The 11423-nt window shown below is 45.4% G+C and carries 12 protein-coding genes; 8 read left to right on the forward strand and 4 right to left on the reverse strand.

Features of this window, described 5'->3' with window-relative positions; genetic code table 11:
* Positions 1 to 61 precede the first annotated feature (61 nt).
* From AAC052_RS20265 to AAC052_RS20275, 3 genes are all read left to right on the forward strand, one after another.
* Positions 62 to 601, forward strand: a complete 540-nt coding sequence (locus AAC052_RS20265) for an HD domain-containing protein (RefSeq protein WP_339815251.1) — start codon at positions 62 to 64, stop codon at positions 599 to 601.
* Positions 585 to 1772, forward strand: coding sequence for a serine hydrolase domain-containing protein (locus AAC052_RS20270; RefSeq protein WP_339815252.1), 1188 nt, complete (start codon positions 585 to 587; stop codon positions 1770 to 1772). Before AAC052_RS20265 ends, AAC052_RS20270 begins: the two co-directional genes overlap by 17 nt.
* A 68-nt stretch (positions 1773 to 1840) precedes the next feature.
* The gene (locus tag AAC052_RS20275) at positions 1841 to 2395 is read left to right on the forward strand and encodes a DUF2911 domain-containing protein (RefSeq protein WP_317487756.1); all 555 of its coding nucleotides are present in this window, start codon (positions 1841 to 1843) and stop codon (positions 2393 to 2395) included.
* A gap of 296 nt (positions 2396 to 2691) precedes the next feature.
* Here AAC052_RS20275 and AAC052_RS20280 read toward each other — a convergent pair whose 3' ends face one another.
* Together AAC052_RS20280 and AAC052_RS20285 are read right to left on the reverse strand one after the other, a co-directional pair.
* Positions 2692 to 3399, reverse strand: coding sequence for a head GIN domain-containing protein (locus AAC052_RS20280; protein WP_317487757.1), 708 nt, complete (start codon positions 3397 to 3399; stop codon positions 2692 to 2694).
* A 112-nt stretch (positions 3400 to 3511) separates the two neighbouring features.
* On the reverse strand, positions 3512 to 4150 hold the full coding sequence (locus tag AAC052_RS20285; RefSeq protein WP_317487758.1) for a DUF4136 domain-containing protein: 639 nt from the start codon (positions 4148 to 4150) through the stop codon (positions 3512 to 3514).
* A 301-nt stretch (positions 4151 to 4451) separates the two neighbouring features.
* Between AAC052_RS20285 and AAC052_RS20290 the strand changes: the two genes are divergently transcribed.
* Entirely contained in the window at positions 4452 to 5318 is an 867-nt protein-coding gene (locus tag AAC052_RS20290; RefSeq protein WP_317487759.1) for a lysophospholipid acyltransferase family protein, read from the forward strand.
* A 39-nt stretch (positions 5319 to 5357) separates the two neighbouring features.
* Here the strand turns inward: AAC052_RS20290 and bioB are convergent, their stop codons facing one another.
* A complete protein-coding gene (gene bioB / locus AAC052_RS20295; RefSeq protein ID WP_339815253.1) occupies positions 5358 to 6347 on the reverse strand; it encodes a biotin synthase BioB in 990 nt (329 codons plus the stop codon).
* 21 nt (positions 6348 to 6368) lie between these two features.
* The gene (gene sppA / locus AAC052_RS20300) at positions 6369 to 8114 is read right to left on the reverse strand and encodes a signal peptide peptidase SppA (RefSeq protein ID WP_339815254.1); all 1746 of its coding nucleotides are present in this window, start codon (positions 8112 to 8114) and stop codon (positions 6369 to 6371) included.
* An 86-nt stretch (positions 8115 to 8200) separates the two neighbouring features.
* On the opposite strand from sppA, the gene folK reads away from it, so the two are divergent.
* Genes folK through AAC052_RS20320 form a run of 4 tightly spaced genes read left to right on the forward strand, consistent with a single transcriptional unit; the run spans position 8201 to position 11040 of the window.
* Complete coding sequence (gene folK, locus AAC052_RS20305; RefSeq protein ID WP_339815255.1) at positions 8201 to 8698, forward strand: 2-amino-4-hydroxy-6-hydroxymethyldihydropteridine diphosphokinase; 498 nt, start codon at positions 8201 to 8203, stop codon at positions 8696 to 8698.
* A 54-nt stretch (positions 8699 to 8752) separates the two neighbouring features.
* Positions 8753 to 9505, forward strand: coding sequence for a sulfite exporter TauE/SafE family protein (locus AAC052_RS20310; RefSeq protein ID WP_339815256.1), 753 nt, complete (start codon positions 8753 to 8755; stop codon positions 9503 to 9505).
* Between the two features lie 5 nt (positions 9506 to 9510).
* Positions 9511 to 10626: an aminotransferase class V-fold PLP-dependent enzyme gene (locus AAC052_RS20315; RefSeq protein WP_339815257.1), complete on the forward strand. Its 1116-nt coding sequence runs from the start codon at positions 9511 to 9513 to the stop codon at positions 10624 to 10626.
* Positions 10627 to 10644: 18 nt separating this feature from the next.
* A complete protein-coding gene (locus AAC052_RS20320) occupies positions 10645 to 11040 on the forward strand; it encodes a GxxExxY protein (protein ID WP_339815258.1) in 396 nt (131 codons plus the stop codon).
* Positions 11041 to 11423: the final 383 nt, after the last annotated feature.

Below are 11423 nucleotides of genomic sequence, written 5' to 3' on the forward strand. Positions count from 1 at the left end.
CATAGTTGATAGTTCTTATAAACTTTTAAAAGCACCTTAGGGTGCTTTTTCTTTACCCACTATGACAAGAGAAGACGCCAGAGCACTGCTATTTGAAATGACAAAGGGAGACAGCCTCCGCAGGCATGCCCGCACCGTAGAGCTGGTGATGGAAGCCTACGCCACCAAATTGGGAGAGGATGCCGATGAATGGGCCATTGCGGGTCTGCTGCATGACGCCGACTATGAAGCCTGGCCCTCAGAGCACCCCAACCGAATTGTCGCCCTGCTTAGTGAGAGAGGGCTACCGAAAATTGCTCATGCCATTTCGGCGCACTACACCCACTGGGGAGTACCCTACGACACGCTACTCGACAAAGGCCTGATAGCCTGCGACGAAATCACCGGATTTATCGTGGCCTGCTGCCAGGTGCGACCCGATGGCGTCGAGTCGCTGGAGGTGAAGTCGGTGATGAAAAAACTCAAGCAAAAAAGCTTCGCCGCCACTGTTGACAGGGAGGAAGTAAACAAAGGCATGGAATTATTCGGTGTAACACCCGAAGAGCATATAGCCTTCATTATCGAAGTACTCAAACAGAACCGGGATGAGCTTAAAGTCTGATTTCGTTTATAGCCACATAACACTCGTTCTGCTATGTGTTTTCCTAACCTTGGGCTCAGCTATTGGTCAGAGTCCCAAAGGTTTTGATAAAGCATGGAAAGCCGCTGATGGCTATTTTAGAAGCTCCCTGGAGAGTAACGATGTGGTAGGTGGTGCTTTGGTTTTCGTTGAAAAAGGAAAAGCAATTGGCAGCAGCTATGTCGGCAAAGCTGACCTGAAAAGTGAGCGAAACGTGGATGAAAATACTATTTTCCATTGGGCCTCCATCACCAAAACATTTACAAGCATCGGAATCATGCAGTTGAGGGACAGAGGACTTCTACAGCTCAGTGATCCGCTAACCAAATACCTGCCAGAGCTTCGGATGGTACACAATCCTTTCGGCAGCATGGACGATATTACTATTCAAATGGTATTGAGCCACTCAACAGGATTTCGTGATCCCACATGGCCCTGGGGTGGGAACAAAGACTGGCACCCTTTTGAGCCGACCGAATGGAGCCAGATAGTGGCCATGCTCCCCTACACAGAAATTTTGTTTGAACCAGGAAGCAAATACAGCTACTCCAACCCCGCCCTTATCTTTCTTGGCAGAATTATAGAGATCATTACTGGCGATGACTACGAGGTGTATATCGACAAGAACGTGCTGAAACCTCTCGGCATGCACAGTAGCTACTTTGATGTTACACCTTACCATTTGCTGAAATACCGGGCCAACAACTATACCCTTATAAACGGGCAGCCGGTAGCCAACGGGCTCGATTTCGACACAGGCATCACCACTAGCAATGGTGGACTCAATGCTCCTATCAGCGATATGCTGAAATACCTGGGCTTCCTCACTGGCTATCACAATGGTTTCGAAATACTCAAAAGGTCAACGCTAGAGGAGCTGTGGAAAAAACAACTGCCCATCGGCGTCGTCGATGGTATTGACGAGTCTATTGCCTCCTCCTTTTTTCTTGAAGACTTCAACGACATGCAGGTAATCGGCCACACTGGCACGCAAAAAGCATTTTATTCTTTTTTTTATATTCATCCAGGCTCGGGCACAGCATGTATTTCCATTACCAATACTGATGAAAACAGTGGTCAGTTTGACCCCGACCAGTTTCGAATAGAGGCCAGTCATTACATTTTCAGAAACATTTTCACCCTCTATAAATGAGCGATTGGTAAACCAACCGACAAAGCCAAAACTGAAAACCACAGACCTTCAACAAAAAAAGTAACAACATGAAAAAGACATTACTACTGATTTCATTCATTTCTCTGATTGCCTTTTCTTCACAGGCTCAGGATTTCAGGGGGCCCGACAAAAGCTCAATGGACATGGCTTATTATCCCGACAACTTTGCCCACGACCGAAAAGGAAGCGATGAGGCTCTCGCACGGGTGATTTATAGCCGACCCAAAAAGAATGACCGGGAGATTTTCGGAAAACTTGAGTCGTATGGAAAAGTATGGAGAACAGGAGCCAATGAAAATACTGAGATCAAGCTTTACAAAGACGCTACAGTGGCTGGCAAAAAATTGAAGGCCGGCACCTACTCACTTTTCACTATTCCAGGCGAATCTGAGTGGACGATCATTTTTAGCTCAGCTCTTGACTATTGGGGAGCCTACAGCTACAAAGAAGACAAAGATGTATTGCGTGTAACTGTTCCATCAAAGAAAGTTGCCGATACGATTGAATACTTCTCGATTGTATTTGCCAAAAGCGGGGCAAATGGCGCCACTATGAGCCTTGGTTGGGACAAGACGGTGGTAGACGTCCCTTTTACTTTCTAACAACTGAAAAATATCCATCAGTCGTTTTGGATCAAGCGGAAAACCTGGGGGATAAAACTCAAAAGGAACGTTATTCAATTCAGCAAATAGGCGGCAATAAAAAAGCAAAACTGGTTCAATGCGTCTCGCTTGGACCTTTTGCTTTTTTATGCAAGCACAAAATACCCATACAAAAAAATCAATCCCCCAGAAATAGAGATTGATCCGCCGTTTTATCAAAACAGCATTTTATTGGATGCAAAGAGAAAGGCTTCACCTCGGTGAAGCCTTTCTCTTTGTATTGTTAATGTCTGGTTTTAATAATTACGTCTTCGGACATCTCCTCCCGACGACTCGTCGATATTGACATATTGCGGCCTGCCAGAATAGGAAATGTCGCTGCCACTGCTGGCATCGGCTTCAATGTCGTCGGTGACCGTAATCGCTAAATCTGAGCCGCTGGAGGCTCTCACTTTCGCTTTTTTAGCCACTAAGTCCATAGCATCCAAATCACTGCCTGAAGAAGAGCGCCCTTCGAAAAATTCAGCCTCGCCAGACAGCTCCATATCAGAGCCACTGCTCGACTCGGCCCTCAATGTTCTGGCTCTTACCTGAAGTTTTAAGTCAGCTCCCGACGAAGACTCTACTTCCAAATAGTCGGAGATAATGATTGTTTCCCCGGTCACATCTGAACCACTTGAGCTTTTAATAGACTTGATATCGGTGACGGTTACATAAACTGTGGCGTCACGGTCTTTCCAATTCCAGAAACTGTTATTGTTTTCAAAATAAATCTTGAGCTCACCGCCCCTTACCTCGGTCATCAAATCGTCGAGGTCATCTTCATCCACCTCCACTGTAACTTCCTGGCGGTTGCCCTGACGAATATAAACATCAATTCCTGTGCTTACGCTCACGGCATCGTAGGAAGAAACCTTTCTTTCCTCCTTTACCCGCTGAGCGACAGCCTGCTGAACCACTAGTGTCAAACCAAGTAGCAGCAAAAATTTGCTTAGTCTGTTCATGATATAATGAGTTTGTCCTTAAACCAAAGATGTGATTTAATTGTAAAGGTTGCACAATCAATCACATCTTTTTTATTAGACGCTCAGTATAGAACCGATGTTACAGAAATGTCTAGTCGTTAATGAGATAGCCGTCGGCCACTATTTTGTATTTGTCGAAAATAACGCCCGCAGCTCTGCGTAGTTGGCGATCAAGATTGTCGGCACCCAACGCAAACACACCTGAGGCATATCCCTGCCACACGGCACTGTGCTTCCTTCTATCGACAAGAATAATCAACAATGTGCCTGAGTCCATGGTATAGTATCTTGCGTCATACTCCCTTTTTCTTGAAGCAGCCTCAGCATTTTCGAGTTCTGTCAGCTCTGAATCACTCAGGTAAACCTCATCCTCAAATTCATCATTGGAAGCCAGCGATACTTCCTTATTGAGATATGCATTAAGATCCTCCTGATTGTAGCCACGGTATTTCAGGTCAGAGAAGTAAATTTTGTAGTTGACGTATATATCTGGTTTTCTATTGGAGTAGCTATAACCTTGTGACTCCATTCTGTTAATAATCCATTTTTCCAGATCAGGATTGTGGCTGGAGCTGTCACGCTTGTCGATATTCACAAAGTCGAAGGTCTTGTACTTGTTGAATCTTCCCAGATAGCTATAGTCAGATTCAATGATAAAGTCTTTTTGAGAAACACAGGAGCCCAGGGAAAACAAGATAATTGTGCCAGCAAATAGTAAGATTGATTTCATACGTCTCGCAATTAATTGTATTGATATTAGATAATCCTCTTGCAGAATATTCGTAACTACATGAATTTCAGCAAACTTTTGTGAACCTGCAAACTTTTGATATTATTAAATCTTCCATAATGCGCTATTTTTCCTTTGGCGCAACCATTGATTCCGTTTTTTGGTATAAAGTATTCGGAAAGTCATGGAGGAAAAACTCTCTATAAATAAAATTTGTTTGCCAGAACTTCTTTACTGATAAATATTGTTTCTGCATTTGCTCCTCAACCAGTCAACTTACAAAAAGCTCGGAGACACTCTATTGAAAAGCCTGAAATACATACCCGTACTTTTGTTGTCCCGCCTGCCCTTCTGGCTGGTTTATATACTGTCAGATATTTCCTTTTTTTTGCTTTACTACCTGGTTAGATACAGAACGACGACGGTAAGAAAAAACCTCACGGCTTCGTTCCCCGGAAAAGGCATTTCTGAAATCAAGTCTATTGAAAAAGCGTTTTACAGGCATTTTACCGACTTGATTTTTGAGTCTGGAAAGTTCATCTCGATAAGCGAGAAAGCTATCAAGCGACGATTTCAGGTACTGAACGCAGAGGTTTTCGAAGACTTTTTCAAACAAGGAAGAAGCCTGATTATGTACACCGCCCACTACGGAAACTGGGAGTGGCTCGCAGCCATACCATTGTCGCTGTCCCACAAGGTACTTACCTTCTACCAACCTCTAAAGTCAGCTTACTACGAAGCTCTAATGAAGGACGCCCGGGAAAGGTTTGGTGCGGTGGCAGTACCATCTAAAAAAGGGTACAAAACGGTGGTTGAGCTTGGCTCGCAGGGAGCGCTTTCGCTGACGTGTATTATCGGAGATCAGAGACCTAAGAAAAACAGCAGTCGTCATTGGATAAAGTTTCTCAATCAGGATACACCATTTTTGATAGGCGCCGACAGGATTGCCCGAAAAACCAACTACCCCGTTTTCTTCCCTTTGATTAAGAAAACTTCGAGAGGGCACTACACGCTTGAATTCGTAAAAGTTATTGAAAACCCAAATGAAGCAACCGCCGAAGAGATAATAGAACGGTATGCTTCTATTCTTGAGGAAGCCATTATCGAAACGCCACATCTGTGGCTTTGGTCACATAACAGGTGGAAGTTAAAAAGAGAAGATGGGTAGCAGGAAAATCAATGTGTTGCTGCTACCCGGTAGCGGCTGCTACGCCATTGAATATTTCTCTGCAGCGGCCCCTTTGAAAGACGCTCTGGGCTTCAGGTTAAGCACCTGAAACATCTGCTTGTCTGCGTCCACCTCTGGATTGGGAGTAGTAAGTAGCTTATCTCCTGCGAAGATAGAGTTAGCCCCAGCAAGGAAGCAAAGCGCTTGTTCCTCCATGGTCATGTTCACCCTGCCAGCTGAAAGCCTTACCATGGCCTTAGGCATAATGATTCTTGCCGTGGCTATCATTCGGATCATGTCCCAAACAGGCACTCGCTCCTGGTCTTCCAAAGGTGTTCCCTCTACCGCCACCAGCGCATTTACAGGTACACTCTCAGGATGTTCCGGCAACGTCGACAATGTGTGGAGCATCCCCACCCTGTCGAGGTGAGATTCCCCCATACCTATGATGCCGCCTGAGCACACAGAAATTTTTGCAGTCCGAACATTCTCCAATGTATCCAGCCTGTCCTTATAGGTTCTTGTAGTAATAATATCTTCGTAAGCTTCTTCGCTGGTGTCGAGGTTGTGGTTATAAGCATAAAGGCCCGCTTCCTTCAGCCGCTTCGCCTGCGACTCGGTGATCATACCTAGCGTGCAGCAAACTTCCATGCCCATTTGGTTCACACCTTTGACCATCTCGATCACTTTGTCAAAGTCTTTGTTATCTCTCACCTCTCTCCAGGCAGCACCCATACAAAACCTGGTGCTTCCATTGTCCTTGGCAGCTTTCGCATTAGAAAGCACCTCGTCAACTTCCATTAACTTCTGCACTTTCACATCAGTGTGGTACCGTGCAGCCTGGGGGCAATAAGAGCAATCCTCAGGGCACCCTCCAGTCTTCACCGACAACAAAGTACAGACCTGCACCTCCTGTGGGTCGCTATATTCTCTGTGGACGGTAGCCGCCCTGTAAATCAAGTCTAACATGGGAGAGTTGTAAATCTCCTCTATTTCTCCTCTTGTCCAGTCGTTTCTTAGTTCAGTCATTCCCTGATAGCGTAGGTTCGGTTATTTAATTTCAAATGAATAGGGCATGCGTGCCTGAATGCCCTCATAGTGCTGCAAATCTCTAATTTCTTTCACATAAGGGGCAAGCATACCGTAGTTATTTTTGATAGACCTGGCTTCCAATTCGTCAGAAGCACTTGAGAACATCTCCTCAAAGAAGTTTTTCTGCTTAGGGTAAAAACTTAGCAGGTAATCGTCGCCCAGCTCAGCCTTGTCAGCAGCAATTTTGACTGCGTCGTCAAAACTTCCGAGCAGGTCAACCAGGCCAAGCTCATGGGCCTGAATGCCCGTCCAAACTCTTCCACCGGCTAACTCCTTCAGCTTTTCTATCGGCAAGTGTCTCGCTTCTGCCGCCTTCGAGGTAAAGGTTTCATATCCTTCGTTCACACCGTCCTGGATAATTTGTTTCTCAAAATCACTCAACGACCTTGTCACAGTCATTATATCTGAATATTCGCCTGTTTTTACCACATCGAAAGTTATACCCAGCTTGTTTTCAAGAAATTTCTCCATATTGAACATCATACCGAAAATGCCTATCGAACCCGTGATAGTATTGGGCTGAGCGACGATGGTATCGCACGGCATGGAAAGGTAGTAGCCGCCTGATGCTGCATAGTCGCCCATTGAAGCGATGATAGGTTTCTTCTCTTTGGTGAGCATTATTTCCCTCCAAATTATATCCGAGCCTGTGAGGCTTCCTCCCGGAGAGTTAATACGCAGCACCACCGCCTTTATTCTATCGCTTTCCCGAGCATTTCTTATTTCCCGGGCAAATTTCTCGGCTCCAATCTGATTTTCCTCGCCCTCTCCCATCAAAATCTCACCTTCAGCCACAATTACTGCAATCCTGTTCTTGGATATTTCGTCTGGCGAAATCGACTTCTTATACTTCTTCCACGAAATGAATGTAATGTCAGCGCTCTCCTCTATCCCAAGTTTTATCTTGAGCAGGGTCTTCATTTCATCTTCGTAGGCTACTTTGGAGGCCAGGCCATAGTCAACAGCATCGGCCACTCGTCGCACCTTCATTTCCGATGAAATCTCTCTCAGTTTTTCAACAGGGATACTTCTTGCTTCGGCAATATCTGCAAGAAAAGTATCGTGAGCGGAGTTCAAAAAAGAGTTGATCTGAAGTTCGTTTTCAGGGCTCATATCCTTGCGAATAAAAGGTTCGATGGCCGACTTAAACTCCCCGACCCTAAACACCAGCGGCTCAATTTCCAGCTTGTCAAGTGTTCCCTTAAAAAACGAAATATTAGCACTGAAGCCATTAAATTCAAGGGAGCCTTGCGGGTTAACGTACAGTTCGTCGGCGACAGACCCGATATAATAGTCACCTTCTGAAATATAGTTCCCGTATGAGTAGATAAACTTTCCCGATGATTTGAAATCCAAAAGGGCATCTCTGACCTCTTTCAGGCTGGCAAAGCCTCCCGACAGGTAGCCATGCTCAATGTATATGCCCTTAATTTTTTCATCTGTTTTTGCATTTTTTATCACTTTCAACAGATCAAGCACACCGATGTAACTGGGGCCACTATTGGGGAAAAATTCCTGAAACGGATCTTCGGGAGTACGTTCACTTAGAATACCTCCTAATGGCAGGTAGAGAACAGAATTATCTTTCACTTCTACCGTTTCTTCTGAACTACTGGAAGCAATGCCAACAAGGATAAGTATGCCCAGAAAACTGAAGATAAAAAGGCCAAAGATGGTGGCTAACAAATTTCGAAGAAAGGCCATTGAGACAGTTTTTGATTTATTTTTGTTCTTTGCAAATCTAACAAGATTCACCTAAGTTAATCGCACCGCTAAAATTATTCACCTCCATGGGCATTTTCCTTTTACTCGGTTCCAACCAGGGCGATCGTTTGGCTACCCTTTCTGAGGCAGGCCGAATGATAAACGAGCGAATAGGGCAGATGGTTCGAAGTTCGTCGATTTACGCTACCCAGGCGTGGGGCCAGACCGAGCAGGCCGATTTTCTTAACCAGGTGATTGAGATTGAAAGTGGTTTACGGGCTGAGGAGGTCTTGCATCAAGCACTGGAAATTGAAAAGCACCTGGGGCGACAGCGGATAGAAAAATGGGGCCCAAGGGTCATCGATATCGATATTTTGTACGTTGGCAATGAAGTTATCAAAACAGATAACCTGGTTGTGCCTCATCCGCAAATTCCCTTCAGGAGGTTTACGCTTGTACCATTGGCCGAAATAGCACCTAATTTTTTCCATCCGACTTTAGGTAAAAACCAAATGCAACTACTTAATGAATGTAGTGACGCTTTGGAGGTAAGAAAGTTGTCAGACGCCACCGCCTCCATATAAAATAAATATCCTCAGACACATTTTTCTTATAACTTCGGCAGCTAACGAAGAGGCATGGAATACTACGAATATCTACTCATCATCGCCGTTGGGTTTGTGGCGGGGTTTGTCAATACAGTTGCAGGGGGAGGTTCCTTGCTATCGCTGCCGGTTCTCATTTTTCTTGGACTGCCTCCAGCAGTAGCCAATGCTACCAACAGGATAGCCATCATGGGGCAAAACATCTTCTCGGTAGCCGGCTTTCAAAGCAAGGGCGTATCAGCACGACCCTATTCCTGGTGGCTGGCTGGCTCGTCGTTGATTGGAGGTGCTGTAGGTGCCTGGTTTGCCGTCGAAATTGATGCCGACCTTTTTAATCGCATCCTGGCCATCATCATGGTGCTTGTAGTGCTCTCGATCATTTTCGACTCCGTTGTTAAGAAAAAATCCAACGGAGAGAAGCTGGATTTTATGCATCAATTGTGGGGAGTTATCGCTTTCTTTTTCATTGGCATCTACGGGGGGTTCATTCAGGCTGGCGTTGGCTTTCTTACCATCGCCGCACTCACTCACATCAACGGATTTTCGTTGGTTAAAGCCAACTTCGTAAAAGTGTTTGCGGCATTGATCTATACTGGGTCAGCGCTATTAGTTTTCATTATAGAGGACAAAGTCAACTGGACGTTGGGGCTGGTGCTAGCAGTAGGCAACAGCGCAGGCGGCTGGATTGCCAGCCGGTGGTCAGTAGAGAAAGGCGATAAAGTGATTCGCATCTTCCTTGTGATTACCGTAATTGCATTGGCCATTAAACTTTGGTTTTTTACCTGAAAGAAATGATCGCAGACAAAAAAGGCATTCGCTCCCAATACCCTCTTCTTCACAACTGCACCTACCTGAATACGGCCAATGCCGGTGCCATGAGTCAGGCAACCCTCCAAAAGGGAACCGACTACCTTACAGAATTCGCACAGTATGCCAGCCAAAAGCTGCCGGTGTGGATGGCTGAAATGGAAGAAACAAGGAAACTGTTTGCGGAACTTCTGAATGCCTCAAGCGAAGAAATAGGTCTGACGTGGGATACCTCGTACGGTATTTCCTGGGTGCAGCAAATGTTGCCTTCTGACCTCGAATTGGTACTTGTAAAGCACGATTTCCCTTCGGTAACACTTCCATGGATTCACCATAGCCGAAAAATTCACTGGATTGACTGGGACATGAAAAGCCACATTGATTTGGAAGCCATTGAAAAAGTGCTTTCTGGCAAGCCCAAGGTACTGGTGATCAGCCATGTGCAATACACTAACGGCTATCGGATTGACCTTGAGGCCATATCGGCCATGTGCCAAAAACATGGAACGTTCCTTATCGTGGATGCCATCCAAAGCCTTGGTGTGATCCCTATCGATTTGCAGAAAATACACGTCGACGTGCTGGCGGCGAGTTCTTACAAATGGCTTACCGCTGGCTACGGAGCTGGCATGATCTACGTTAATAAGCACTCGACAAAAAGGCTGCAGCAGGGAGCACTTGGCCCTGGTAGTATGACTGACTTCCTAAAGGATCCGATCCCGGCTGAAAACCTCAAAAACCCTCCGCAGAGCCTCGAAGCCGGGCACCCGAAGCCTCTTCTGATACTGATGCAGGGCCAGGCACTGAAAGAGTTGAAAGCCATCGGGTGGCAAAACATCTACGAAGAGGTGAAAGCACTTTCGACAAAGCTGCACACCGCTATTATAGGAGCTGGCTTTACTCCCATGGCCCCCAGAGACGAGAAAAGCTGGTCGGGCATTGTGTCGTTCGAATGCGACAAGTCACTGCATCAAAAGCTGACTGATGAAAAAATCATCACTACCTACAGGCCCAATTACCTGCGAGCGGCGGTGCATTTTTACAATGAAGAGGGGGAGATTGCGCAACTCAAAAGCTTACTCAATCCGGCTTCGACCTAAATAAACGGAAAAATAGTAATGTTAAACTTCGACCCCCTTTCTCAACACGAAGAAGAAATTGGTAAAGCCATTATAAATGCGGCTTACAATGTCCACAAAGCGTTGGGTCCAGGGTTGTTAGAAAAGGTTTATGAAGCTTGCATGGAGCATGAATTGAAGAAGGCCGGATATCATGTGGCAAGACAGGCAACTATACCTGTTTACTATGATGGCTTGGTGTTCGACGAAGGATTGAGGCTAGACCTGTTGGTAGAAGATCTAGTGATTGCCGAATTAAAAGCCGTTGATCAATTAAACCCACTTTGGGAGGCTCAAATTATCAGTCATTTGAGGCTAACTGAATTGAACCTGGGTTATCTTATCAATTTCAATGTGCCGTTAATCAAGCAAGGAATCAAAAGATTTAGAAACTAAGATCTCCTAGCCACGAAGGCGCAAAGGCTCAAAAGAATAAACGGCGGAAAAGAATACCGCGAAAATTTAACAGACAACTACTGCTCAGAATCCGAAAGTCACAACTTGGCGCCTTCGAGTCTTTGTGGCATTCCTCTTCCAGTTATTTGTTTGCTATACTTCGACTGTAGTCAATAAGCCTCGCACTTGCTTCATCTCAATTATTCTTATTAGCACCGGTTTTTTCTAAGTCCACATTTAAAATCAAAAACGAAGGTGAAAAAATCACGAGTCATGAATGCGAAAAATTGCCACAAAGGCACAAAGACTCTAAGAAATCCTTTCGCTCACACCAGGCTTTACCATCAAAAACTAAAGCTTTGTGCCCTTCGTGTCTTTGTGGC

The organism is uncultured Imperialibacter sp. (assembly GCF_963974565.1).
Lineage (GTDB): Bacteria > Bacteroidota > Bacteroidia > Cytophagales > Cyclobacteriaceae > Imperialibacter > Imperialibacter roseus.

Bases quoted from the DNA above. Each gene is read 5' to 3' on its own strand.
- AAC052_RS20265 (WP_339815251.1), top strand. From the start codon at position 62: ATGACAAGAGAAGACGCCAGAGCACTGCTATTTGAAATGACAAAGGGA.
- AAC052_RS20270 (WP_339815252.1), top strand. From the start codon at position 585: ATGAGCTTAAAGTCTGATTTCGTTTATAGCCACATAACACTCGTTCTG.
- AAC052_RS20275 (WP_317487756.1), top strand. From the start codon at position 1,841: ATGAAAAAGACATTACTACTGATTTCATTCATTTCTCTGATTGCCTTT.
- AAC052_RS20280 (WP_317487757.1), bottom strand. From the start codon at position 3,399: ATGAACAGACTAAGCAAATTTTTGCTGCTACTTGGTTTGACACTAGTG.
- AAC052_RS20285 (WP_317487758.1), bottom strand. From the start codon at position 4,150: ATGAAATCAATCTTACTATTTGCTGGCACAATTATCTTGTTTTCCCTG.
- bioB (WP_339815253.1), bottom strand. From the start codon at position 6,347: ATGACTGAACTAAGAAACGACTGGACAAGAGGAGAAATAGAGGAGATT.
- sppA (WP_339815254.1), bottom strand. From the start codon at position 8,114: ATGGCCTTTCTTCGAAATTTGTTAGCCACCATCTTTGGCCTTTTTATC.
- folK (WP_339815255.1), top strand. From the start codon at position 8,201: ATGGGCATTTTCCTTTTACTCGGTTCCAACCAGGGCGATCGTTTGGCT.
- AAC052_RS20310 (WP_339815256.1), top strand. From the start codon at position 8,753: ATGGAATACTACGAATATCTACTCATCATCGCCGTTGGGTTTGTGGCG.
- AAC052_RS20315 (WP_339815257.1), top strand. From the start codon at position 9,511: ATGATCGCAGACAAAAAAGGCATTCGCTCCCAATACCCTCTTCTTCAC.
- AAC052_RS20320 (WP_339815258.1), top strand. From the start codon at position 10,645: ATGTTAAACTTCGACCCCCTTTCTCAACACGAAGAAGAAATTGGTAAA.